We start from the raw sequence: 22806 nt of genomic DNA on the forward strand, positions 1-22806 counted from the left end.
GTCGAGACCGGCTTCCTTCGCCAGACGGCGGGCAAGCGGAGAAGCGCGGACGCCGGAGGATGCCTCCGCAGTCGCTGCCGGAGCAGCGGCGACGGGTGCGGCGGCCTCAACGGGGGCCGGCGCTTCCGCCTTTGCGGGCGCTTCGGCTGCGGCTTCGGCAGGCGCAGAAACCGGCGCATCGGCCACGGCCTCGCCTTCTTCATAGATCCACGCCACAACCTGACCGACCGGAATGTCGATGCCTTCCTTGCCGGTGATGTTGCGCACGATGCCGGCGGCAGGAGAATCGATCTCCATGGCCGCCTTGTCGGTCTCGATCTCGAACAGAAGATCGCCCTTCTTCACGGTCGCACCTTCCTCGACAAGCCAGGAAGAAATGCGGCCGGTCGACATGTCCATGTCGACCTTGGGCAGGATGACTTCAACAGCCATGTCAGCGCGCTCCCGTAACCAGATCGCGGGCCGCCTTGACGATGCCGTCGACCTGCGGAACCGTCGCCTTTTCCAGCTCCGGATTGTAGGGGATCGGCGTTTCCGCGCCGCCCAGACGGACGACCGGTGCGTCGAGATAATCGAAGGCCTCGCTCTCGGCGATCATCGCCGAAATCTCTGCGCCGACGCCGAGCGTCTTAACGCCCTCATAGACGCACATCAGGCGGGACGTCTTGCACACGCTGTCGATGATCGTCTGGCGATCCATCGGGCGGATGCTGCGCAGGTCGATGACCTCGACGTCGATGCCTTCTTCGGCAAGCTGCTTTGCAGCGTCCAGCGACTTGTGCACCATGATCGACGTGGCGACGATGGTGAGATCAGCGCCCTCGCGACGAACGGCAGCCTTGCCGATCGGCACGGTGTAATAGCCTTCCGGCACTTCGCCCTTCATCTTGTAGAGGAGCTTGTGCTCGTAGATCATCACCGGATCGGGATCCTCGATGGCCGCAAGCAGCATGCCCTTCACATCGTGCGGGGTGGACGGCTGGATGACCTTCAGGCCGGGCACATGGCCGAGCCACGCTTCGAGGCTCTGGCTGTGCTGCGCAGCAGCGCCCGTGCCGGAACCGGCCGGGAAGCGCATGACGACCGGCACCGAAACGGCGCCGCCCAGCATGTAGCGCATCTTGGCGGCCTGGTTGACGATCTGCTCCATGGCGAGCGTCGCGAAATCGGAGAACTGGAACTCGAAGATCGGACGCATGCCGGTCACGGCTGCACCGACTGCGACGCCAGCGCCGCCCAGCTCCGAGATCGGCGTGTCCATCACGCGCTCGGGGCCGAAGCGTTCCACCAGATCGCCGGTGACCTGGAATGCGCCACCATAGACGCCGATGTCCTCGCCCATGAGGAACACGCGCTCATCGCGCTCCATGGCAATGGCCATGGCTTCCTGGATGGCCTGCGCGTAGCTCAGTTCACGCGTGGCTGTCTCGACTTGCGCGTCCATCAGGCCTGCTCCGTGTAGACGTATTTCTCAAGATTGGCGACTTCGGGCATCGGGCTTTCCTTGGCGAACTCGATGCCTGCTTCGATTTCCTTGCGGACCCCTTCGCGGATCGCTTCGATCCCGGCGGCGTCGATGACGCCGAACTCGACGAGTTCTGCCTCGAACGCCTCGATGGGATCACGCTCGGTCATCCACTCCTCGATCTCTTCCTTGGTGCGGTAGCGATTGCGGTCGCTCTTGGAGTGGCCGCGATAGCGATAGGTCTTGCACTCGATGAGCGTCGGTCCCTCGCCATTGCGTGCGCGCTCGGTCGCCTCGTGCATGGCCTCGGCCACATCCGACACGACATTGCCATTCACGATCACGCCCGGCATCGCATAGGCGGCGGCGCGGTCGGCAATGTTAGGCACCGCCGTCGCGCGGGCAACGGAGGTGGACATGCCGTAGCCATTGTTCTCGCAGACGAAGACGACCGGGAGCTTCCAGATGGCGGCCATGTTGAGCGCCTCGTGGAACGCGCCCTCATTGTTTGCGCCGTCGCCGAAGAAGCAGACAACGACATTGCCGGTCTTCATCTTCTTGGCGGTCAGGGCAGCGCCAACGGCGATCGGGAGACCGCCGCCGACAATGCCGTTTGCGCCGAGATTGCCCGTCGACACATCGGCGATGTGCATGGAGCCGCCACGGCCACGGCAATAGCCGGTGGTCTTGCCGAAGAACTCGGCGAACATGCGCGAGACATCCGCACCCTTGGCGATGCAGTGGCCGTGGCCACGGTGCGTGGAGGTGATCTGGTCTTCATCAGAAAGGCCGAGGCAGATGCCGACAGCGCTTGCTTCCTGTCCGATGGACAGATGCATCGTGCCGTGGATCAGGCCACGCATGTAGCTTTCTTCTGCGCCTTCCTCGAACTGGCGGATCAGATACATCTTGCGCAGTGCATCGCGCAGCTTTTCCTGATCGAACTGCCTGTAGATGAAAGGCTGGTTGGCGCCATCGGTTTTCGAGGCGCTCTTTTTGGCCGTGGCCGACATTTTTACGCTCCTGTCTAGAGCATCGGACCGAAAAGCGGGAACCGGCTTCCGGTCCGATGTTCCATCAATAAATCAGATCGTCCGTGTGCGCCCGAACGGGCGCATGGCGATCTAGCCGTAAACGAGCTTGTCCTGACGCGCGCGCAGCTCGGCGATCTTGGAACCGGCCGGCGGGGCAGCGTTGTCGGACGTGATCAGTTCACCCTTCTTGATGGGCTTGGTGACCGTGCCGCCCTGAAGCAGACCGCAGGGGATGGCTTTGGAGGCGCGGGCCTCGGGCACCGTCATGATCCATGCGCGGTAGCAATATTCACCGATTGCATCGAGCGTCTCACCCGGCTGCATGTCCTTCTTGGCGACGGCGCAGACTTCCGCAACCGGCTTGTCCAGCGGCACCATGTCCGGCTTGCCGTAGAGAACGACGCGGGCGCAGGTGAGCGGCACTTCAAGCGAGGTGAGGTGATAGGGACGGTGGAAGGTGAAGTAAGGGCCCTTGCCCATCTTCAGGTCTTCCATGCGCTCCGAAATGCGCGGATGCGACATGTCGGCGACAACGAAGACGCCGGGCGCCACGCCCTTGCCGATGGAGTAATCCACCACGCCAACGCGCGACAGCACACCGCCATCCTTTTCCGGCACCAGTACGGAGGACAGCTCGTCCAGCGTCGCCTTGGGGCCATGCATGCCCGGCTTGTCCGGCACGAGACCGGTGGCGTTGGCGATGGCCGCCATCTCGACCATGGTCTTGGAACCATCGACGAACTCGACCAGCATGCGCACATTCATGTTTCGGCGCGCTGCTTCCTCGGCATAGTCGTCCGGGATCGCATCGATGTTGAGCGGGTTGTTCTTGCCCTTGCCGGCGGCGACGATGGGATGCCCCATGGCCGAAACGAACTCGATCAGCTCCATGCAGGAGGACGGCTCGTCGCCAGCGCCCAGCGAATAGGTAACGCCCAGGCGGTCGGCTTCGCTCTTCAGATAAGCGCCGATGGTGACATCAGCCTCGACATTCATCATGACGAGGTGCTTGCCGTGCTCCATGGCCCGGAGGCCGATTTCAGCACCGACAGCGGGAACACCGGTCGCGTCGATCACGACGTCGATGAGATCGTTCTCGAGAAGCAGATCGGCATTGTTGGTGACGGCAACTTTGCCGGCTTCCATCGCCGCGGTCATTGCGGATTGCGTGTCCGCTTCCTTGGCGTGCCCTTCTTCCTGATAAGCGATATCCACGGCGCGGCTTGCCGCAGGCAGGTTCAGCTCCGAAATGGCGCCGATTTCAATGCCGGGCATATGTGCGACGCGGGTGACGATATCGGTACCCATTTCGCCCGACCCCACAAGGCCGATACGGATCGGCTTGCCGGATTTGGCCCGATCCTCGAGATCCCGGGCAAGGCCGGTAAGCGCAACGTTGGCAGACATTTCTGACCACTCTCCCAGATGGCGTTTCCTCAGATTGAGGCTTATTGAACATATGTTTAGGTGTCAATACGAATGTCCATGAGCGCAGCAACAACGCCCTGCTCTCCCCAGAACCGTCAGCAGCAAAAGCCCGCACAGCAGACATGACGCCAGGGAAAGAGAAAATCGTAACATTCCAGCTTTTGTGAACGCTCTGTTTCAGTTTTCCGATCTGAACGAACGCAAATGGGCTCCCTAAATGAAGAACCAGCCAGGGAAGACGCCTCGGCTTCGAAGTAATAACACACTTCCCTGACGGAAATGTGAAACGCTTGTTGATAGCTAACTGGAGTACCGAAAATGAAAACTGCTCTCTCCGCTCTCGTTATTTCCACCTTTATTGCAGCTCCGGCATTTGCCATTGAGCCGATCAAGGGAAGCATCACCTATGACGGTCCTTCTCAGTCGACGCTGAGCAAAACGCCGGTCGGTTCTGTTCTTCAGCACCAGTTCAACGCGAACGGCAATGAATATCGCGAGATCTATGTTGTCGGTGACGACGGCCGCCCGGTCCTCGTAAATCGTACGATCGTAGACAACAGCTAATGTTCAAATGAACATTGCAAGAAAGGCCCGGACATCGATCCGGGCCTTCTCTGCATCAGGGGGAACTCTACTTCGAAACGCGATTACCTGTTTCGCAATACAACACAGGGCAGCCCGCCACTGCGAAAACGGCGACAGACACGCACTGCATCCGGCCGGCTGTCAGCGCCGATGCGGACCGCATAGATGCCGCGCCATCCGCGCGGCGAGCGCACCCGGGTAATGACCGGCTCGTAATCCTTCAGAAGCGCTGCATGCCGGCGCAGAACCATCTGCCAAAGCCTTATCGCCACATCGCGGCGAAAATGCCCCGCCACCTGCACGCCCCAGGGCTGGGTGTGAACACTGGCCATCGCCATGACGGCGCGGGCGGAGACAGGCAGAGCAAGACAGGCCTCATCGAACGGCTTGTCGGGATGCAATGGCTGAACCTTTGCAGCGCGCGTGCGCTCGGAGAACGTATCGACCGGCTCTCCCAGGATCGCCATGACGTAATTCTCGGTTTCGAGCGGCAGGAAGCCGCCCTTCGAGAGCCAGCGTGAGACACGCCCCTCTCCCGCATTGTAAGCGGCAGCAGCGAGACCAAGATTGCCGTACTTCTCTTTCAGCTCCGCCAGATAGGCAGCCGAGGCCGGTATCGCCTTTTCAATATCAAATGCATCGTCGAGCCCGCGCATCGCCGCCGTGCCCGGCATGAACTGCGCCACGCCCTCCGCCCCCTTGGGGCTGACGGCATTGGGATTGAAGCGGCTTTCCTTCCAGAGGAGGCGGGCAAGGAAAGCGGGCTCCATGCGGTTGTCCCGCGCCTCAGCCTCCACGATCCGGCAGATGGAGGCGATGAGCGTCGCCTTCTCCGTTTCATCCTTCTTCTGGTCGCCCTGTTCTGCGTGAACGGAAGAAAGGCCCGACAGAAGCATGACGAGCATGGCAATATGCAAGATCAGCCAGCGGGAACGGACATGCTGCATCGGGCACCCTTTCGCTCTGGCCGAAGCGTAGGGCCAGCCCCGACGACAGGCAAGCCGCAGGAGAGAAGCCGCAATGGCAAAGAGCCGTTTGCCGCATCAAAAAGCCGTCGATCAATCCGCAGGAGGCATGGTGGAGCTGAGGGGAATCGAACCCCTGACCTCGTCATTGCGAACGACGCGCTCTCCCATCTGAGCTACAGCCCCGTTCCACCGATTGCACGCATTTAGGTATGCGGAAGCGGGCCTGTCAAGAAGTGCGCGCGCAAGAAGAGAGTGCATGGAAACTGCACCCTGCGCCGTGCAAAAATTCCCTCCAGACTTGCCGCATCCACCGCCAATGGCTACATGTCGCAAAATTGCCGGCATGCAATGCAGGAACCGCCTGTGCGTGCCGCGCTTAACACGGCCCAGGAGACCGGCATGCTCGCGCTTATCCAGACCATCATCATGGCGCTCGACATCTATTGGTGGCTGATCATCGCCTCCGCCATCTTTTCCTGGCTGTATGCCTTTAACGTGGTCAACCCGCGCAACCAGTTCGTCGGGTCCATCGGCAACTTTCTCTACCGCGTGACGGAGCCGGCGCTGCGCCCCATCCGCAAGGTCCTTCCGGACCTCGGCGGCATCGACATTTCGCCGATCATCCTGCTTCTGGCGCTGTTCTTCATTCGCCAGTTCATCCTGACCACCGTCGCCCCCGCGCTTCTCTGATCCATGTCGGAACTGCCCGCCTTCTGCCGACAGGCCGATGACGGGCTGGTGCTGTTTGTGCGCCTGACGCCGAAATCGTCGCGCGACGCCATTGAAGGCCCGGCGGAAACGGCGGATGGTCGCTGCCATCTGAAAGCGCGGGTGCGCGCCGTGCCGGAAAACGGCAAGGCCAATGCCGCGCTTGAAAAACTGCTCGCCAAGCAGCTTCGCGTGCCCGCAGGCAGCGTTTCGGTGACCGGCGGAAGCACTTCGCGCCTCAAGACCGTGACAGTGGCGAACGCCGACAAGGACGTGCTCGACCGGCTCTCAGGCTTCGCTGCAGAAAAATAAGGCTCCCCTGTCGAAACAGGCTATGCTCCGCCCCCAAGGGGGATGAGGGGTTATGAAGAGGAGCCTGCCCATGAGAATGGCACTGACCAGACTTGCGATAGCGGGACTTGCGATGGCGGCGATGGCCGGCACGGCGCGAGCGGTCGACATTGAAAGCGCATATACAGAGCTGAACACCGAAAAGAACTGCGCACCCTTTGCCGCGCCGGGCGGCGACGAACCGGGCGACTGGGTCAACCTCGTATGCTCAGGCTGGAAAGGCTATCCCGTTCTTGTCTACTACAGCGATGCACGGGAATCGCTGTTCTATGGCTTCCCGCCGGCCGGCGATCTGGCACCTGAGTGGGAAAGCTTCTCCGCGTTCAATTCCACCGGCCCCACCATCGAATGGCGCATCATGAAGGATGGCGACCGCGAATGGCCCGTCGCGACGATCCATCGCTGGTTCGTGGATGACGATTTCGGCGACAAGATCGAGGTGCTTGTGGTGGAAAAGGTCGGGCAGCTTCTGGAACGGCAGGGCTGTGTCGTTGGCTATGTGGTTGCGACAGGCAACGAAAACGCCAATGAAAAAGCCCGCCGCATTGCTGATCGGCAGGCCTATGACTTTGCTTGCGGGGCCGACCAGCCGGTGGTTGACGCGGGTGAGGTGCCAGCCCCGATGAGCGCGGGTGGCGGCGGCTAGAACACGGGACCGAAAACTGAAATCCGGCTTTCGGTCCGATGTTCAGGTGAAGGTCTGGATCGCCCGTGGTGCGCCCTGATGAAGGCAGGCCGATCCAGACGCCGCCAGCGCCATGCTTACTTGCTGGTCTTGGCCCGCTCGATGGCCTCGACGATCAGCCTGCGCGCTTCGCCGGCATCCAGCCAATCGCCGATCTTGACCCACTTGCCGGGCTCGAGATCCTTGTAGTGTTCGAAGAAGTGCTGAATCTGCTGGAGGGTGATCTCGGGCAGGTCCTTGTAGTTGTGCACGTTCTCGTAGCGGCGCGTCAGGTGAGCCGACGGCACGGCGATGATCTTCTCGTCCTGTCCGGAATTGTCTTCCATGACGAGAACGCCGATCGGGCGCACATTGATGACGCAGCCGGGAATGAGCTGGCGCGTGTTGCAGACCAGAACGTCGATGGGGTCGCCGTCATCCGACAGGGTGTGCGGCACGAAGCCGTAATTGCCCGGATAGGTCATCGGCGTGTAGAGGAAGCGGTCGACGACCAGCGTTCCCGAATTCTTGTCCATCTCGTATTTGATCGGCTGACCGCCGACCGGGACCTCGATGATGACGTTCACGTCTTCCGGCGGATTATCACCGGTGGAGATGGCGTCTATGCGCATGGAGAAGCAACCTTTGTTCTGGCAGGTGATGGCTGCCGGAGACCGGCGCGGCGACCGATAAGGTCCGCCGGACGAGGCAACCCGGAAATGGATGGCTGCCGCTTTATCGCGTCACAGGCCGCATGGCAATGCAGCGAATGGTGCAGTGCGAAATTTTGATGGTGCGCGCGGACCGGAAAGACATGCGCAGCAGGGTCGAAGCTCAGTCCCAGACGAAGGCCAGCTTGCGCAGCGCCCGGCTGTGAAACACCTCGACGCCCTCGGCAATGTCGCGCCCGCCGGCGCCGGCATAGAACGCCAGCGCTGCCTCATTGTCTTCCAGAGCCCACACGACAAGACCGTTCAGACCATGGGCCGACAGCATGTCGCGCGCGGCCTGGAAGAGCCGCGTGCCAAGACCGACGCCCTGATATTCAGGCCGCAGGTAGAGCTCGTAGATCTCGCCTTCCTGCGTCAGCTCACGGGCGCGGTTGCGCCCGAGCGTTGCGTAGCCGGCAATCTCTCCGCCGATTTCGATGACGAGAACGGTGGCGGACCGACGAATCGCATTGGCCCACCAGCGCGGACCACGACGACCGATCATGCGCCCCAGCGCCTGATAGGGGATGATGCCGGTATAGGCCCCGCGCCACGCGCTATCGTGGACTGCGGCCACCGCCTCGGCGTCTTCCGGCTCTGCTCGTCTGATGTCGACCGTCAGCGTGTTCATAGTTTCTTAACCATAGCTGCGTCGGGTCGACATGCGCAAGCATTAGAGCGCTCATCTTTGCGGTCGCGCACAGGCAGCCGAAAGCGCTCAGATTTCCGTCAAACGGTCTTCGATTTCATTGGGATTAAGCCGGCCGGCGGGGAAATGCTGTGCAAGCACCTCTCCGGCGTAGCCAACGGTTTCGACAAACCCGTCGGCCAGCGTGCCGCGGCGCGCGTGCTCCAGCATCATGGCGACGCCCTCGTTCCAGACACGCTGTTCGACACAGGCGTCGATCTCGCGGTCAGCCACGATTTCCACGTAGCGTTCCGCCAGCGAAACGAAAATCAGAACGCCGGTCCGCCCCTCGGTCACATGGATGTTGTGGGCGAAAAACTGGTTCTGCGCTTTCTCGTGGGCGCGCCGGTATTTCAGCGCCTTGGGCACAAGCGCTACGCGCAGCCCCCGAAAAGCGATCAGAAGAGCGCCGGCCGCGGCAAATGCCGCGAGCTGCGCAGCGGCGAAAACCACGGGATCGACGGAAATCCACCAATGCCTGAGCGCCAGCGCCAGAAACGGCCCGAGAATGAGGATTGCCAGCGCGACGATGAGGCCGGCGGGATAGAGGTAGGGATCGCTGGAACGCGCGAGCACGCAGTAGATTTCGCCCGCAGTGCTGCGCTCGGCGTCACGGATCGCCTTTGCGATGCGGGCATGTTCTTCGTCCGTCAGTGTCCTGATCTTTCGCAACATCCTACCAGCTCCCCGAAGCACCGCCGCCGCCGGACGAACCGCCGCCGCCGGAAAAGCCCCCGCCACTGCTGCCGCCGGAAGACCATCCGCCGGAGGAGCTGCGTCCGGAGCGCCCGCTGGACTTCTTGTAATTCACCTTCATGCCGAGCCACTCATACTGGCCCGGCCCGATCTTGCGCCCGAAGATGGGCGGCAGAAGCGCCATGGCGAAACCGCCGAAGAAGAAGGTGCCCCAGACGATGAAGAACAGGATCGTCGGCCAGGGAATGCTGTCATCTTGCTGCTGGCTGCGCCGGGCGCGGGCCTCGAGCTCCGCCGCATTGCCCTCCAGCACCATGATGATGTCATCCACCGCGCCATCGATGCCGGCGTCGTAATCGCCAGCGCGGAAGGCCGGCACCATGGTGTTTTCGATGATGAGTTTGGAGTGCAGGTCGGTCAGCGTGCCTTCGAGACCATAGCCGACCTCGATCCGCATCTTGCGGTCATCGAGCGCGACCAGAAGCAGGACGCCATTGTCCTCACCCGCCTGCCCCAGCCCCCATGCGCGGAAGAGACGGTTGGCGAATGGCTCCAGCGCCTCGCCATCGAGGCTGCGAATGGTGGCGACGACGATCTGGTCGGAAGATTTCTGCTCGAAGGCTTCGAGTTTTCCGGTCAGGCGTGCCGTGGTTTCCGCATTGAGGATGCCGGCGTTATCGACCACCCGCCCGGTGAGCCGGGGCAGTTCCGCAGCGGCCAGCGCCGATGCCAGAAACAGAGCGACAAGGCCGGCCGCAAGGGCAAGCCAAAGGCGCTGGCGATCACGTGCGGCGGGAAACCGCCGGACTGCCTCCCCCATCGATCAGTCTCCGTCAGCCGCCGCTGTTCGTGCCGAAATTGACCGACGGCGCATCCATCTGCTCCTGCGAGATGGTGAAGGTCTCATAAGGCTCGTTGCCCGTGAACCAGAACATCGCCCACAGCATGGAGGGCAGCGTCTTCAGCGACGTGTTGTAGAGGCGAACCGCCTCGATATAGTCGCGCCGGGCGACGGCGATGCGGTTTTCCGTGCCCTCAAGCTGGGCCTGCAGCGCCAGAAAGTTCTGGCTCGCCTTCAGATCCGGATAGTTCTCGACGACGGCCAGAAGGCGCGACAGCGCGCCGGTCAGGCCGGCCTGGCTCTCCTGAAACGCCTTGAAGGCTTCCGGGTCGGTGAGCATGTCCGTCGACACCTGAACCTGGGTGGCCTTTGCGCGGGCCTCGACGACGCCTTCCAGAACCTCGCGCTCGTGGGAGGCATAGCCCTTCACCGTTTCGACCAGATTCGGGATGAGGTCGGCGCGGCGCTGATACTGGTTCAGCACTTCGCTCCAGGCGGCCTTGGCCTGTTCCTCACGGGTGGGGATGGTGTTGAACCCGCAGGCAGAAAGCAGCGGCAACATCACGAAGAGCGCCAGAAGAGAAAGAAGGCCGCGCTGAGAGACAGCGGCGAGCGGCTTGGCAATCGGCATGAAGGAGCGCCTCCGAAACATTGGTTCTGGGAACATTAGAGCATCGGACCGAAAAGTGGAAACCGGTTTTCGGTTATTCCGATGCTCCATCAATCGCTTAGATCGTCCTTTGTGCGCCGGAATGGGCGCACGGCGATCTAGAACATGGGCCACTGACAGGAAACCAATTCCGATCAGGCTGCCCATGCTGTACGGTTATCGCAAATCCACTGCAACGGGTTTTCAGATGGGGTCGGGAAACAAACAGGATCAGGAAGCCGAAGCGGAGTCGCGCCGGATTCTCGACCGGGTTGGCCGAGAGAGCGAAGGCAGCTCCATGATGACGCGCGTGCGCGATCACGTGGCGGCTACCGATGCAGAGCAGAACGACCCGATTGAACTCTGGGGCACCCGCATCGGCAGGGCCATCGCCGTGACCACGCTGACGGCCCTGATCCTCTGGCTCCTCCTCTACGTCTTCGGCATAATCGGCGGATAACGGACAGCATGACCAATCAGGACAACCGGGGCGAGGCGCGCGCCGTTATCGTCATTTCAAGCCATGTGGCGCGCGGCAGCGTTGGCAACAGGGCGGCCGTTTTCACGCTTGAAGCGCTGGGCTTTCCGGTCTGGGCGGTGCCGACGGTCATTCTGCCCTGGCACCCCGGCCACGGGCCGGCGACGCGCATTGTGCCGGAGGCAGATGAGTTTGCACGCTTCATTCACGATCTGGAAAACGCCCCCTGGCTGGGTGAAGTGTCGGCCGTGCTGACAGGCTATCTGGGCGGGCCGGAACAGGCGACGGCGATTGCCGGGCTGGTGAAAACCCTGAAGGCACATAACCCGCAGGCGCGCTATGTCTGCGACCCCGTTCTGGGCGACAAGGGCGGACTTTACGTGCCGGAGGCGACGGCAACGGCGATCCGTGATCAGCTGCTGCCACTGGCCGACATCACCACGCCGAACCGCTATGAGCTGGCGTGGCTGACGGGGATGGAGATTTCCGGCACGGAAAGCGCCATTCGCGCGGCGCGGCAGGCCCCGCCGGCGGATGTGATGGTGACGTCAGCGCCGGCCAGCAGCCCCGACCGGCTCGCCAATCTTCTGGTGAGCGAGACGGACGTTCTGCGCGCCGTGCATGACAGCATTCCAAGCGCGCCGAACGGGACGGGCGATCTGACGGCAGCGCTCTATCTCGCCCGGCTGCTCGCAGGCGAGACGCGGGAAGAAGCGCTTGCAAAGACGACGGGCTCGGTTGTGGCGATCCTCAACAAGGCGGCAGAACGCGGCTCGAACGAACTGATGCTCGAAACCGACCGGCAGATCCTGACGCGCCCGGAAATGAGCATCGAGATCGAGCATGTGGCGGAAACCGCGGAGGCATGACGGCGGTCTGAGCCTGCGGGCAAACGCATAAACCGGATTGCCCGAAGAACGGTTTACCGTTATTCGGAATTCCATGACCCATCTGCCAGACCGTCTTATCGCCGGCTACCGCAACTTCATGGCGGGCCGTTACAGCTCCGAGAGCGATCGCTATCGCGCATTGGCCAAGGATGGCCAATCCCCGAAAACCATGGTCATCGCCTGCTGTGATTCACGCGCGGCGCCGGAAACGATTTTCGACTGCGGCCCCGGCGAGCTTTTCGTCGTGCGCAACGTGGCCAACCTCGTGCCGCCCTATGCGCCGGACGGGCAGCATCACGGCACGTCCGCAGCCCTGGAATTCGCGGTGCAGAGCCTCAAGGTGAAGCACATCGTCGTGATGGGGCATGGACGCTGCGGCGGCATTGGCGCGGCGCTGAACCGCTCGGCCGAGCCGCTTTCGCCCGGCGACTTCATCGGCAAATGGATGGGGCTGGTCAAGCCGGCCGCAGAAGCCCTGGCCGAGAACGAGATGATGACAAAGGCCGAGCGCCAGACAGCACTTGAGCGCATCTCGATCCGCTACCAGGTGGAAAACCTGCGCAGCTTTCCCTGCGTGAAAATCCTCGAAGACAAGGGCAGGCTCACCCTGCACGGCGCGTGGTTCGACATTTCGAGCGGCGAGCTGTGGGTGATGGACCCCAAGACCGGCGATTTCGAACGGCCGGACTTCGAGTAGACCCGATACTGTCAGGCGGGATCGCCTGACTTTTCACCAAAAGCGAAGCGCGATGGCCCCGTATCAGACGGGGCCTGTCGGACCATGCCGCAATGCCGTTGCCAGCGTTGGCTCCGGCAGCCTGTTCCAGATGATCCATGAAACGATTGCCACCGTTCCAAGCGTCGGGATGATGAGCACCATGGCCAGAACGGGATCGCCGATGAGTGCGGCGATGGTTCCGCCGGCGAGCCCGGTCGTCATCTGAAGAAAGCCCGTCAGCGACGATGCGGAGCCCGCAATGCGGGGGAATGGGGCAAGGCCCGCCGTCATCATGGCCGGCATCACGAAAGCGATGCCGAAGGCATAAACGCCGACCGGCCCCATCACGCCGATGAAGCTTGGCTCGAACAGGGTGAGCGCAAACACCAGAAGCAGGCTGCCCACACCGATGGCCGTGAGGCCGATGGGCACAAGCCTGTAAGCGCCGAGTGACTTCATCAACTGCCGCGCGGCGACAGCGCCGACGAAATACATGCCCGATTGCGCCAGCATGCCGAGGCCAAACTCGGCGGGTGTCATGCCGACATTGTCCATCAGAATGAAAGGCAGAACGGTTGCCTGCGTATAGAGCGCGCCGACCGCACCGGCGATGACGAAGCTCGACAGCATGAAGTAGCCATTGCTCAGAAGCAGGCCATAGGAGTGGACCAGCGCCTTCGGGCTGATGCGCGAGAGATCGCGCTCGACGGTCTCGCGCATACAGAAATGGATGATGAGCGCGATCACCAGTCCCGCCACCAGCATGAGAATGAAGATGGCGTGCCAGCCGGCTATCTGCATCGTCAGACCGCCGAGCGTCGGCGCGAAGGCCGGCCCCACGGCAAGAATGATGCCGACCAGGTTCATGATCCGGGCGGAACTTTCATTCGTGAAAAGATCGCGCACGATGGCGCGCGAAACGGCCACGCCGACGGCCGCGCCAAAGCCCTGTAGAAAGCGGGCGGCGATCAGCGTTTCGATATTGGGTGAGATCAGCGCGATGAAACTCGCCACCACATAGATCGCGATGAAGGCGAAGGTGACGGGCTTGCGCCCGAGGCCATCCGACAGGGGGCCGCAGAAGAGCTGCGCCACTGCAAAGCCGGCAAAGTATAGCGAGATGGTCATCTTGACCGCCGCTTCCGTGGTGCCGAAAGCCTCGACGATCTCCGGCAGCGCAGGCGTGAAAAGCGCCATCGAAACGGGCCCGAGCGCCACCAGCAGCGCACCGATGATGCTGACCCGCCGTTCGCTCATCAGCGGCGGTGGCGGGGTTTCGGCATCCGGTGCTTCTGCGCGCATGTTCATAAAGGCTCCCCCTGCCGTGGCGCGGCAGGCTTTTGCGACAGGCCCGCCAGATTGGCCCGCACCACTTTCAGTTTCTCGAGCATTTCGTCCCACTCGGCTTCGCTGAGCGTGCCGGCAGCGCTGCGCCGCATCTCGGTGCCCACCCGGCCAATGGCCTCAAGCACCGCATCGGCCTTGTCCGTCAACTCGACGAGCTTTGCCCGACGGTCGGACGGGTCGTTCGCACGGCGCACGAGATCGCGCGCCTCAAGCCGGTCGAGATAGCCGCTCAGCGTCATCGCCTCGACGCCCATGCGCTCAGCGAGAACATTCTGGCGAACTGCGCCGGCGCGCGCGGCATGAACCAGCGTGCGCGCCTCACCGGGCGTCACGCCGATACCGGCATTGGAAATTGCCCGATCCATCGTGTTTCTGATCAGACGATAAACGTCTGCGATGAGGAAACCGAACGATTCCGGATTCACGTGCTGCGTCATCAAAAAGACCCTTATTATAAGGCAAACTTAATATAAGCCATACATATAGTCAGCCCCTATCATCGTCAACTCCGGCCATTGCGCCGTCAGCCGCCAGCGCTTACATCGCAAGGGCTCTGTTCCTCCAACGAACCGGAAACGCCATGCAGAAATCCGCTCCCATCGATCTTGCAACGCACCCGCTGACGAACTGGACCGGGCCGCACGGCCTGCCGGATTTCACCGCATTCGACGATGCCGCGTTTGCGCCCGCTTTCGAGGCAGCCATCGCTGCCCATGAGGCGGAGATCGAGCAGATCGCCAACAATCCGGACGCGCCGGACATCGAAAACACGCTGGCTGCGATGGAACTCGCCGGCGAAGCGCTCTCGCGGGTCTCGGCCATCTTCTGGTGCCGCGCAGGCGCACACACCAATGAGACGATCCAGGCGCTGGAACGGGAAATCTCGCCGCGCATGGCCCGGCACATCTCGTCCGTTCTCATGAACGCGGCGCTGTTTGAGCGCATCGACCGGCTTTATCAGGCGCGCGACACGCTCGACCTTGATGCAGAGACCGACCGCGTTCTTGAAAAGGTCTGGAAGCGCTTTGTGCGCGGTGGCGCACAGCTCGACGCAGACGACAAGGCGCGGCTTGCCGTGATCAATGAGGAACTGGCCGGGCTTGGCGCGAAATTTGGCCAGAACGTGCTTGCAGACGAAAGCGGCTGGTCACTGTTTCTGGAGGAAAACGACCTGGCCGGGCTCTCCGACGCGCTGAAGAGCGCCATGGCGGAAGCCGCCGAAGCGCGCGGCGAGAAGGGGCGCTATGCGGCAACGCTCTCACGCTCCATCGTGGAACCGTTCCTTGCCTCCTCCGAACGGCGCGACCTGCGCGAGAAGGTGTTCAACGCATTTGCCAAACGCGGCGAGAATGGCGGCGACACGGACAACGCCGACATTATTGCGAGCACGCTCAAGCTTCGCGCAGAGAAGGCGCGATTGCTCGGCTATGAAACCTATGCCGCGCTGAAGCTGGACGACACGATGGCGAAAACGCCGGAGGCCGTGCAGGAGCTTTTGCAGCCGGTCTGGCGAAAGGCGCGCGAGAAAGCCGCCGAAGACGAAAAGGAACTGGCGAGGCTGGCAGCCGAAGACGGCCAGAACCACGCCATCGCCCCCTGGGACTGGCGCTATTATGCGGAGAAGCGGCGCGCCGAGCGCTTCGCCTTCGATGAAAGCGCGCTGAAACCCTATCTCGCACTCGAAAACGTGATCGCCGCCTCCTTCGATGTCGCCAACCGGCTGTTCGGCCTGACCTTCGAGGAGCAGAAGGGCGTTCCGGCCTGGCATGAAGACGTGCGCACCTTCATCGTGCGCAATGCCGACGGCTCGCAACGCGGCCTGTTCCTGGCCGACTATTTCAATCGCCCGTCCAAGCGCTCCGGCGCATGGATGAGCGGGTTGCAGTCGGGCTATCGGCTGGGTGCCGGCAAGACGCCGATCATCTACAATGTGATGAACTTCGCAAAGCCGCCCAAGGGCACCCCTGCCCTTCTCTCGGTCGATGAAGCACGCACATTGTTTCACGAATTCGGCCATGCGCTGCACGGGCTTCTGAGCGACGTGACCTGGCCGTCGATTTCCGGCACCTCGGTCTCCCGCGACTTCGTGGAGCTGCCCTCGCAGCTCTATGAGCACTGGTTCACCGTGCCGGAGGTGCTGCAGAAATTCGCCCTGCATCACGAAACCGGCCAGCCCATGCCGCAGGAACTGCTTGAGAAGATGCGCGCGGCGCGCACCTTCGACGCCGGCTTTGCAACGGTGGAGTTCACCGCCTCGGCGCTGATGGACATGGCGTTCCACAGCCAGGCCGAAGCACCCGATGCGCCGCTGGACTTCGAGGCGGAAACGCTGAAGCAGATGGAAATGCCGGACGCCATCGTGATGCGCCACCGCACGCCGCATTTCCTGCATGTGTTTGCGGGCGATGGTTATTCAGCCGGCTATTATTCCTATATGTGGTCGGAAGTGCTCGACGCAGACGCCTTCCGCGCCTTCGAGGAAACGGGCGATCCGTTCGATCCGGAAACCGCGAAGAAACTGCTCCGGCACATCTATGCGGCCGGCGGGTCGGCTGATCCCGAAGAGCTTTACAAGGCGTTCCGCGGGCGCATGCCGACGCCGGAAGCCATGATGGAAAAGAAGGGGCTCGCCTAGGGCCGGAAACCTGACGATGACGGCCTGCCTGCGGGCCGTCATTCAATGGTCAGATAGATGTCACGCCGCCGATAACCGGTTGCCACACTAAACGGTGAAATTGCCTCCCACGACCCAACCAGATCGAGGGAGACTGTCATGAAGTCCTTTGGAGTGAGCACCCGCCGCAAATTCCTGATCGGAAGCGGCGCAACCGCACTTGCCACCACGCTTGGCGGGCTGGCCATGCCCGCCATTTCGCGCGCCTCGTCGCGCCCCGTCTTCACTCATGGCGTCCAGTCCGGCGACGTGGACACCACGACCGGCATGATCTGGACCCGCACGGATCGCCCGGCGCGGGTGGAGTTTGAAGTCTCGACCACCGAGAGCTTCGCTAACCCGACCCGGCTGCCGAGCCTCGACGCCCTGCCCGACAGCGATCTCGCCGTCAAAAGGCTGCTGGAGAACCTGACGCCCGATCAGGATATTTTCTACCGCATGACTGCCGTTGATCTCTCCGACGTTTCGGCGCGCTCGGAGCCGATTGTCGGACGCTTCCGCACCGCACCCTCTGCACGCCGCGACATCCGTTTCGCCTGGTCGGGCGACACCGCCGGCCAGGGCTGGGGCATCGATGAGACCGGCATGAAGACCTATGCCACCATGTCGAAGCACGAGCCCGACTTCTTCCTGCATTCCGGCGACACGATCTATGCCGACGGCGCGATCCAGGACGAGGTGGAGCTGAAGGACGGCTCCAAATGGGTCAACAAGGTGGTGATCGACGAGAAGCGCAAGGTCGCTGAAACGCTGGACGAGTTCCGCGGCCAGTGGAAGTACAACATGATGGACGACCATGTGCGCGCGCTGAACGCCGTGTGCCCGACCTTCTTCCAGTGGGATGACCATGAAGTGGTCAACAACTGGTCGGCCTCCAAGGACCTCACCGAAGACGACCGCTACACCGAGAAGTCGGTGGCGCTTCTGCAGGCGCGCGCTGCCCGCGCGTTCCACGAGATGTCGCCGATCCGCTTCACCCCGGCAGAGCCCGGCCGCGTCTACCGCAAGATCGCCTACGGGCCGATGCTGGACGTGTTCTTCCTCGACCTGCGCTCCTATCGCGGCCCCAACACCGCTTCCATGCAGGATGAGCTGAGCGATGAGGCCCGCATTCTGGGCGATGCGCAGATGCAGTGGCTGAAGCGCGAACTCTCGAACTCGCGCGCCACCTGGAAGGTGATCGCCTGCGACATGCCGATCGGCCTTGTGGTGCGTGACGGCGAGAAGATCGAGGCGATTGCAAATGGCGACGATGGCGCTGCCAAGGGCCGCGAGCTGGAAATCGCCGAGCTGCTGCGCTTCATCAAGAATGCGGGCATCGAGAACACGGTGTGGCTGACTGCCGACGTGCACTACACGGCTGCCCACTACTACAATCCCGACAAGGCGCAGTTCCAGGACTTCAACCCGTTCTGGGAATTCGTGTCCGGCCCGCTGCACGCCGGCACGTTCGGCCCCAACGATCTGGACCAGACCTTCGGCCCGGAACTGAAATATGTGAAGGCCCCGAGCAAGGAGCAGGGCGTGAACCTGCCGCCTTCGGACGGCTTCCAGTTCTTCGGCCTGGTCGACATCGACGCCGACACCCAGCAGATGACGGTGCGCCTTATGGATCGCGATGACAACGAGCTCTACACAATGACGCTCGATCCCGTGCGCTCGGCCTGACACTGAGCGCATGCACTCGAACCGGGGCCTTTGCGCCCCGGTTTTTTGTTTCGCGCGAGGCATGTGCCACGCAAATGACTGGAGGTAATCCGGTTACTCTTAGAAAATCATGCCCAATTGGTCGCAGTCTGCGAAATTGCATCTTTCCGCAACGCACACTAACTAAACCCGGAAAGCTGTCGAAAACCGTGGAGAGCAAGATGCATCAGACAGGCGCGCCCCAGGGAGCCGAAATGACCGCAGACGCAGGTCCTGCCCGGCCAGACGTGACCGTCTTCTTCGACAGGCGCACCTTCTCGGCACAGTATGTCGTCGCAGATCCGGCGACCGGCAAATGCGCAATCATCGATCCCGTTCTCGATTTCGACGAGAAATCCGGCGCAACCTCCACGGAAAACGCCGACCGGCTCCTCGCCTTCATCGAGGAGAAGGGGCTCGAGCTCGAGTGGATTCTCGACACCCATCCCCATGCCGATCATTTTTCAGCCGCGAGCTATCTGAAAACCAGAACCGGAAAGCCGATCGCCATCGGCGAGAAGGTGGTCGAGGTGCAGAAGCTCTGGAAAGGCATCTACAACTGGCCGGAGTTCCAGGCAGACGGATCGCAGTGGGACAGGCTTTTCGCTGACGGCGAGACTTTCACCATCGGCTCTTTGCCGGCAAAGGTCATGTTCTCGCCCGGTCACACGCTGGCCTCGATCACCTATGTGGTCGGCGATGCGGCCTTCGTGCACGACACGCTGTTCATGCCCGATTCCGGCACGGCGCGCTGCGACTTTCCCGGCGGCAGCGCGGAGCGGCTCTGGAAGTCCATTCAGGACATTCTCAGCCTGCCGGACGAAACGCGCATCTTCGTCGGCCATGACTATCAGCCGGGCGGACGCGAGCCGCGCTTCGAAAGCACGGTTGCCGAGCAGAAGGCCACCAACAGCCACATGTCGAAATGCGCGACAGAGGCGGAATTCGTTGCCGTGCGCGAGGCGCGCGACAGGACGCTGCCCATGCCGAAGCTCATTCTGCATGCGCTTCAGGTGAACATGAATGCGGGCCAGCTTCCCGCGCCGGAAGCCAATGGCGAGCGCTATCTGAAGTTTCCGCTCAACGCGCTTGAAGGCGCTTCCTGGGGCTAGAGCGCCGTGCATCGTGCTTTCCGAAAATCGATCCCGATTTTCGGGCCGATGCGCTAGACAATTCCAGGAAAAGCGGGAACCGGTTTTCCGTCCGGAATTGCGCAAAAACAATGATTTGAGCGGTCCCGGGGTCGACAACGGGCACTGCGGACTTTCGCAATTGCGAAAAAACCTGTAAGAGCGCGGCAACGCAACAGGGCCGCGCCTTGCCTTTCGCGCGCCTACCGACCCCAAAGAGCACATATGAAACTGCGCAACATTGCGATTATCGCCCACGTTGACCATGGGAAAACGACACTCGTCGACGAGCTTATGAAGCAGTCCGGCGCGTTCCGCGAGAACCAGCGCGTCGCCGAACGCGTCATGGACTCCAACGAGATCGAAAAAGAACGCGGCATCACCATTCTCGCCAAGGCCACCTCGGTGGAATGGAACGACACCCGCATCAACATCGTCGATACGCCCGGACACGCCGACTTTGGTGGTGAGGTGGAGCGCATCCTCTCCATGGTGGATGGCGCAGTTCTTCTGGTGGACGCGGCCGAAGGCCCGATGCCGCAGACCAAGTTCGTTGTCGGCAAGGCGCTGAAGGTTGGCCTGAAGCCGATCGTCGCCATCAACAAGATCGACCGCCCGGACGCACGCGCCGACGAGGTGATCAACGAGGTGTTCGACCTGTTCGCAGCGCTCGACGCCACCGACGAGCAGCTCGACTTCCCGATCCTTTACGGTTCAGGCCGCGACGGCTGGATGAACTACAGCCCGGAAGGTCCGAAGGATGAGGGCCTCACCCCGCTCTTCGATCTGGTGCTGAAGCACGTGCCGGAGCCCAGCACGGAGCCCGGTCCGTTCCGCATGATCGGCACGATCCTGGAAGCCAACCCGTTCCTCGGCCGCATCATCACCGGCCGCGTGGCAGCCGGCTCCATCAAGCCGAACCAGGCGGTGAAGGTGCTGCATCACGACGGCACGCTGCTTGAGACCGGCCGTATTTCCAAGATCCTCGCCTTCCGCGGGCTCGAGCGCCAGCCCATCGAGGAAGCGCAGGCAGGCGATATCGTCGCCATTGCCGGCCTCTCCAAGGGCACGGTGGCCGACACGTTCTGCGATCCCTCCGTCAACCAGCCGATGGAGGCACAGCCCATCGATCCGCCGACGGTGACCATGAGCTTCATCGTCAACGACTCGCCGCTCGCCGGCACCGAGGGCGACAAGGTGACGAGCCGCGTGATCCGCGACCGCCTCCTGAAGGAGGCCGAGGGCAATGTCGCGCTGAAGATCGAGGAAGCCGACGACAAGGATTCCTTCTACGTCTCCGGCCGTGGCGAGCTTCAGCTTGCCGTTCTGATCGAGACCATGCGCCGCGAGGGCTTCGAGCTTGCCGTTTCGCGTCCGCGCGTGGTGATGCAGAAGGACGAGAACGGCAATCTTCTCGAGCCAATCGAAGAAGTCGTGATCGACGTGGACGAGGAGCATTCCGGCATCGTCGTGCAGAAGATGTCGGAGCGCAAAGCCGAGATGATCGAGCTGCGCCCCTCCGGCGGCGACCGCCAGCGCCTTGTCTTCCACGCACCGACGCGCGGCCTGATCGGCTACCAGTCGGAGCTCCTGACCGACACGCGCGGCACGGCCATCATGAACCGGCTGTTCCACGATTATCAGCCCTACAAGGGCGAGATCGGCGGCCGCATCAACGGCGTGCTCATCTCCAACGATGACGGCGAGGCGGCAGCCTACGCGCTGTTCAACCTGGAAGACCGCGGCCCGATGGTGATCGACGCCGGCGTGAAGGTCTATCAGGGCATGATCATCGGCATTCACTCCCGCGACAACGATCTGGAAGTGAACGTGCTGAAGGGCAAGAAGCTCACCAACGTCCGCGCCTCCGGCAAGGACGAAGCCGTGAAGCTGACCCCGCCGATCCGCATGACGCTGGAGCGCGCGCTTTCCTGGATTCAGGACGATGAGCTGGTGGAAGTGACGCCGAAGTCGATCCGCCTGCGCAAGCTTTACCTGGACCCGCACGAGCGCAAGCGCTTCGAGAAAAGCCGCGCCGGCGCGGCTTGAGGTCTGAACCCAATATTGAGCCCGCATCTACTTGCGGGCTCAATTGCATCTGGATGATGCTTTTCCGGTTTATGATGGCTGCTGGGCGCTGCAGGATGGAGCCGGCTTCAACGCCGCGTCAGGCACCCTCGCCCTTCGACAGACTCAGGATGAGGGTTGTTGAGGCGTCGGGTGCCAATCCAGCGGCTGTGGCTGTGTGACCGGCATCCCATCAGGCTGCAGCATGGGCAGCTGAAGCATCCGCCAGGCCCGTTTTTACATGCGTCCCAATAACCCTCATCCTGAGCCTGTCGAAGGGCGAGGGTGCCTGGCGCGGACTGAGACGCCGCCTATCCTTCACACCACCTCCCATGGCAGCAGCCTTTCGCAGCCGGGTTGACAGCACCCGAACATCCCGCGCTAATCGCCACAAGGTTGTGGAGGACGTTTCAGATGGATCCGGCATTCCTGCTCACGGCGCTTGTCGTTGTGCTGATTCCCGGCACCGGCGTGATTTACACGCTGAAGATTGCGCTTGGTCGAGGCGGCCCCGCTTCGGTTTCGGCGGCGTTTGGTTGCACGCTGGGCATCCTGCCACATATCGCAGCCGCAATTCTCGGCATCGCCGCGCTGCTGCATGCCAGCGCCATGCTTTTCCAGATCGTCAAATTCGCCGGCGTGCTCTACCTGCTCTGGATGGCATGGGGCGCGCTGAAGGAAAACGGCATGCTCAATGCAGAGCCAGACCGCACGGCGATTGCACATCGCGCCATCATCCGGCGCGGTTTTCTCATCAACATTCTGAATCCGAAACTGTCGATCTTCTTTCTGGCGTTCCTGCCCCAGTTCATCCCTGCTGAAAGCACCCTTCCCGCGCTCGACATGGCGTGGCTCGGCTTTGTCTTCATGGTCATGACGTTCGTGGTCTTCGTGCTCTATGGGCAGATGGCGTCGCTGGTGCGCGGCAGGGTTCTGTCGAGCCCGACGATCATGAAATGGCTGCGCCGCTCCTTCGCGGCAGCCTTTGCGGCGCTGGGACTGCGCCTCGCCCTTTCGACAAGGTAGTCA

At 62.3% G+C, this 22806-nt stretch carries 24 protein-coding genes and 1 tRNA gene; 12 read left to right on the forward strand and 13 right to left on the reverse strand.

The genetic code is table 11. From position 1 onward, the window contains the following. From NDI72_RS12250 to NDI72_RS12265, 4 genes are all read right to left on the reverse strand, one after another. The coding region (locus NDI72_RS12250) for a biotin/lipoyl-containing protein (protein ID WP_283800587.1) at nt 1–432 on the reverse strand (432 nt) is incomplete at its 3' end. 1 nt (nt 433) lies between these two features. Next, a complete protein-coding gene (locus tag NDI72_RS12255; RefSeq protein ID WP_113153517.1) occupies nt 434–1444 on the reverse strand; it encodes an alpha-ketoacid dehydrogenase subunit beta in 1011 nt (336 codons plus the stop codon). Beyond that, nucleotides 1444–2478 carry a thiamine pyrophosphate-dependent dehydrogenase E1 component subunit alpha gene (locus tag NDI72_RS12260; protein ID WP_113153518.1) on the reverse strand — a complete coding sequence of 345 codons (1035 nt, stop codon included), beginning with the start codon at nt 2476–2478 and terminating at the stop codon, nt 1444–1446. Before NDI72_RS12260 ends, NDI72_RS12255 begins: the two co-directional genes overlap by 1 nt. A gap of 111 nt (nt 2479–2589) precedes the next feature. Next, nucleotides 2590–3906, reverse strand: coding sequence for an NAD(P)H-dependent oxidoreductase (locus NDI72_RS12265; protein WP_283800588.1), 1317 nt, complete (start codon nt 3904–3906; stop codon nt 2590–2592). A gap of 339 nt (nt 3907–4245) precedes the next feature. Here NDI72_RS12265 and NDI72_RS12270 point away from each other — a divergent pair, with 339 nt between their 5' ends. Next, complete coding sequence (locus NDI72_RS12270; protein WP_113153520.1) at nt 4246–4491, forward strand: hypothetical protein; 246 nt, start codon at nt 4246–4248, stop codon at nt 4489–4491. 83 nt (nt 4492–4574) lie between these two features. On the opposite strand, the gene NDI72_RS12275 is transcribed toward NDI72_RS12270, so the two are convergent. Then, nucleotides 4575–5408: a lytic transglycosylase domain-containing protein gene (locus tag NDI72_RS12275; protein ID WP_432516497.1), complete on the reverse strand. Its 834-nt coding sequence runs from the start codon at nt 5406–5408 to the stop codon at nt 4575–4577. A gap of 179 nt (nt 5409–5587) precedes the next feature. Beyond that, a tRNA-Ala gene (locus NDI72_RS12280) sits at nt 5588–5663 on the reverse strand. Between the two features lie 216 nt (nt 5664–5879). On the opposite strand from NDI72_RS12280, the gene NDI72_RS12285 reads away from it, so the two are divergent. The 3 genes from NDI72_RS12285 (at nt 5880) to NDI72_RS12295 (ending at nt 7185) form a co-directional block, all read left to right on the forward strand. Then, nucleotides 5880–6170 (forward strand): YggT family protein, encoded by a 291-nt coding sequence (locus NDI72_RS12285; protein ID WP_113156082.1) that lies wholly within the window; start codon nt 5880–5882, stop codon nt 6168–6170. Nucleotides 6171–6173: 3 nt separating this feature from the next. Further along, nucleotides 6174–6500: a DUF167 family protein gene (locus NDI72_RS12290; RefSeq protein ID WP_206995541.1), complete on the forward strand. Its 327-nt coding sequence runs from the start codon at nt 6174–6176 to the stop codon at nt 6498–6500. 70 nt (nt 6501–6570) lie between these two features. Then, nucleotides 6571–7185 (forward strand): hypothetical protein, encoded by a 615-nt coding sequence (locus NDI72_RS12295; RefSeq protein WP_206553258.1) that lies wholly within the window; start codon nt 6571–6573, stop codon nt 7183–7185. A gap of 116 nt (nt 7186–7301) precedes the next feature. On the opposite strand, the gene ppa is transcribed toward NDI72_RS12295, so the two are convergent. From ppa to NDI72_RS12320, 5 genes are all read right to left on the reverse strand, one after another. Further along, nucleotides 7302–7835 carry an inorganic diphosphatase gene (gene ppa / locus NDI72_RS12300; protein WP_113153523.1) on the reverse strand — a complete coding sequence of 178 codons (534 nt, stop codon included), beginning with the start codon at nt 7833–7835 and terminating at the stop codon, nt 7302–7304. A gap of 202 nt (nt 7836–8037) precedes the next feature. Next, complete coding sequence (locus NDI72_RS12305) at nt 8038–8544, reverse strand: GNAT family N-acetyltransferase (protein WP_283800590.1); 507 nt, start codon at nt 8542–8544, stop codon at nt 8038–8040. An 87-nt stretch (nt 8545–8631) separates the two neighbouring features. Next, nucleotides 8632–9276 carry a TPM domain-containing protein gene (locus tag NDI72_RS12310; RefSeq protein WP_283800591.1) on the reverse strand — a complete coding sequence of 215 codons (645 nt, stop codon included), beginning with the start codon at nt 9274–9276 and terminating at the stop codon, nt 8632–8634. A 1-nt stretch (nt 9277) separates the two neighbouring features. Further along, the gene (locus NDI72_RS12315) at nt 9278–10117 is read right to left on the reverse strand and encodes a TPM domain-containing protein (protein WP_283800592.1); all 840 of its coding nucleotides are present in this window, start codon (nt 10115–10117) and stop codon (nt 9278–9280) included. A 13-nt stretch (nt 10118–10130) separates the two neighbouring features. Then, nucleotides 10131–10769, reverse strand: a complete 639-nt coding sequence (locus NDI72_RS12320) for a LemA family protein (protein ID WP_206545642.1) — start codon at nt 10767–10769, stop codon at nt 10131–10133. 184 nt (nt 10770–10953) lie between these two features. Between NDI72_RS12320 and NDI72_RS12325 the strand changes: the two genes are divergently transcribed. The 3 genes from NDI72_RS12325 (at nt 10954) to NDI72_RS12335 (ending at nt 12852) form a co-directional block, all read left to right on the forward strand. Further along, a complete protein-coding gene (locus tag NDI72_RS12325) occupies nt 10954–11247 on the forward strand; it encodes a hypothetical protein (RefSeq protein ID WP_222474045.1) in 294 nt (97 codons plus the stop codon). 8 nt (nt 11248–11255) lie between these two features. After that, on the forward strand, nt 11256–12134 hold the full coding sequence (gene pdxY, locus NDI72_RS12330) for a pyridoxal kinase PdxY (RefSeq protein WP_283800593.1): 879 nt from the start codon (nt 11256–11258) through the stop codon (nt 12132–12134). Nucleotides 12135–12207: 73 nt separating this feature from the next. After that, entirely contained in the window at nt 12208–12852 is a 645-nt protein-coding gene (locus NDI72_RS12335; protein WP_113153529.1) for a carbonic anhydrase, read from the forward strand. 63 nt (nt 12853–12915) lie between these two features. On the opposite strand, the gene NDI72_RS12340 is transcribed toward NDI72_RS12335, so the two are convergent. Both NDI72_RS12340 and NDI72_RS12345 read right to left on the reverse strand, forming a co-directional pair. After that, nucleotides 12916–14181: a multidrug effflux MFS transporter gene (locus NDI72_RS12340; protein WP_206545640.1), complete on the reverse strand. Its 1266-nt coding sequence runs from the start codon at nt 14179–14181 to the stop codon at nt 12916–12918. Further along, the gene (locus tag NDI72_RS12345; RefSeq protein ID WP_206548035.1) at nt 14178–14657 is read right to left on the reverse strand and encodes a MarR family winged helix-turn-helix transcriptional regulator; all 480 of its coding nucleotides are present in this window, start codon (nt 14655–14657) and stop codon (nt 14178–14180) included. The genes NDI72_RS12340 and NDI72_RS12345 overlap by 4 nt, the downstream gene beginning before the upstream one ends. 143 nt (nt 14658–14800) lie before the next feature. Here NDI72_RS12345 and NDI72_RS12350 point away from each other — a divergent pair, with 143 nt between their 5' ends. The 5 genes from NDI72_RS12350 (at nt 14801) to NDI72_RS12370 (ending at nt 22803) form a co-directional block, all read left to right on the forward strand. Beyond that, nucleotides 14801–16855: a M3 family metallopeptidase gene (locus tag NDI72_RS12350; protein ID WP_283800594.1), complete on the forward strand. Its 2055-nt coding sequence runs from the start codon at nt 14801–14803 to the stop codon at nt 16853–16855. 138 nt (nt 16856–16993) lie between these two features. Continuing rightward, on the forward strand, nt 16994–18562 hold the full coding sequence (locus NDI72_RS12355) for an alkaline phosphatase D family protein (RefSeq protein WP_113153533.1): 1569 nt from the start codon (nt 16994–16996) through the stop codon (nt 18560–18562). A gap of 233 nt (nt 18563–18795) precedes the next feature. Continuing rightward, complete coding sequence (locus NDI72_RS12360) at nt 18796–19692, forward strand: MBL fold metallo-hydrolase (RefSeq protein WP_283800595.1); 897 nt, start codon at nt 18796–18798, stop codon at nt 19690–19692. 243 nt (nt 19693–19935) lie between these two features. Then, complete coding sequence (gene typA, locus NDI72_RS12365) at nt 19936–21759, forward strand: translational GTPase TypA (RefSeq protein ID WP_113153534.1); 1824 nt, start codon at nt 19936–19938, stop codon at nt 21757–21759. 432 nt (nt 21760–22191) lie between these two features. Beyond that, nucleotides 22192–22803 carry a LysE family translocator gene (locus NDI72_RS12370; RefSeq protein WP_283800596.1) on the forward strand — a complete coding sequence of 204 codons (612 nt, stop codon included), beginning with the start codon at nt 22192–22194 and terminating at the stop codon, nt 22801–22803. Nucleotides 22804–22806 lie beyond the last annotated feature (3 nt).

Origin of the sequence: Nitratireductor sp. GZWM139, from assembly GCF_030068685.1 — a bacterium.
Lineage (GTDB): Bacteria > Pseudomonadota > Alphaproteobacteria > Rhizobiales > Rhizobiaceae > Nitratireductor > Nitratireductor aquimarinus.

Bases quoted from the DNA above. Each gene is read 5' to 3' on its own strand.
- NDI72_RS12270 (WP_113153520.1), top strand. From the start codon at position 4,246: ATGAAAACTGCTCTCTCCGCTCTCGTTATTTCCACCTTTATTGCAGCT.
- ppa (WP_113153523.1), bottom strand. From the start codon at position 7,835: ATGCGCATAGACGCCATCTCCACCGGTGATAATCCGCCGGAAGACGTG.
- NDI72_RS12355 (WP_113153533.1), top strand. From the start codon at position 16,994: ATGAAGTCCTTTGGAGTGAGCACCCGCCGCAAATTCCTGATCGGAAGC.
- NDI72_RS12265 (WP_283800588.1), bottom strand. From the start codon at position 3,906: ATGTCTGCCAACGTTGCGCTTACCGGCCTTGCCCGGGATCTCGAGGAT.
- typA (WP_113153534.1), top strand. From the start codon at position 19,936: ATGAAACTGCGCAACATTGCGATTATCGCCCACGTTGACCATGGGAAA.
- NDI72_RS12335 (WP_113153529.1), top strand. From the start codon at position 12,208: ATGACCCATCTGCCAGACCGTCTTATCGCCGGCTACCGCAACTTCATG.
- NDI72_RS12275 (WP_432516497.1), bottom strand. From the start codon at position 5,408: ATGCTTCTGTCGGGCCTTTCTTCCGTTCACGCAGAACAGGGCGACCAG.
- NDI72_RS12290 (WP_206995541.1), top strand. From the start codon at position 6,174: ATGTCGGAACTGCCCGCCTTCTGCCGACAGGCCGATGACGGGCTGGTG.
- NDI72_RS12255 (WP_113153517.1), bottom strand. From the start codon at position 1,444: ATGGACGCGCAAGTCGAGACAGCCACGCGTGAACTGAGCTACGCGCAG.
- NDI72_RS12360 (WP_283800595.1), top strand. From the start codon at position 18,796: ATGACCGCAGACGCAGGTCCTGCCCGGCCAGACGTGACCGTCTTCTTC.
- NDI72_RS12350 (WP_283800594.1), top strand. From the start codon at position 14,801: ATGCAGAAATCCGCTCCCATCGATCTTGCAACGCACCCGCTGACGAAC.
- NDI72_RS12260 (WP_113153518.1), bottom strand. From the start codon at position 2,478: ATGTCGGCCACGGCCAAAAAGAGCGCCTCGAAAACCGATGGCGCCAAC.
- NDI72_RS12285 (WP_113156082.1), top strand. From the start codon at position 5,880: ATGCTCGCGCTTATCCAGACCATCATCATGGCGCTCGACATCTATTGG.
- NDI72_RS12340 (WP_206545640.1), bottom strand. From the start codon at position 14,181: ATGAACATGCGCGCAGAAGCACCGGATGCCGAAACCCCGCCACCGCCG.
- NDI72_RS12305 (WP_283800590.1), bottom strand. From the start codon at position 8,544: ATGAACACGCTGACGGTCGACATCAGACGAGCAGAGCCGGAAGACGCC.
- NDI72_RS12295 (WP_206553258.1), top strand. From the start codon at position 6,571: ATGAGAATGGCACTGACCAGACTTGCGATAGCGGGACTTGCGATGGCG.
- NDI72_RS12310 (WP_283800591.1), bottom strand. From the start codon at position 9,276: ATGTTGCGAAAGATCAGGACACTGACGGACGAAGAACATGCCCGCATC.
- NDI72_RS12315 (WP_283800592.1), bottom strand. From the start codon at position 10,117: ATGGGGGAGGCAGTCCGGCGGTTTCCCGCCGCACGTGATCGCCAGCGC.
- NDI72_RS12370 (WP_283800596.1), top strand. From the start codon at position 22,192: ATGGATCCGGCATTCCTGCTCACGGCGCTTGTCGTTGTGCTGATTCCC.
- pdxY (WP_283800593.1), top strand. From the start codon at position 11,256: ATGACCAATCAGGACAACCGGGGCGAGGCGCGCGCCGTTATCGTCATT.
- NDI72_RS12320 (WP_206545642.1), bottom strand. From the start codon at position 10,769: ATGCCGATTGCCAAGCCGCTCGCCGCTGTCTCTCAGCGCGGCCTTCTT.
- NDI72_RS12345 (WP_206548035.1), bottom strand. From the start codon at position 14,657: ATGACGCAGCACGTGAATCCGGAATCGTTCGGTTTCCTCATCGCAGAC.
- NDI72_RS12325 (WP_222474045.1), top strand. From the start codon at position 10,954: ATGCTGTACGGTTATCGCAAATCCACTGCAACGGGTTTTCAGATGGGG.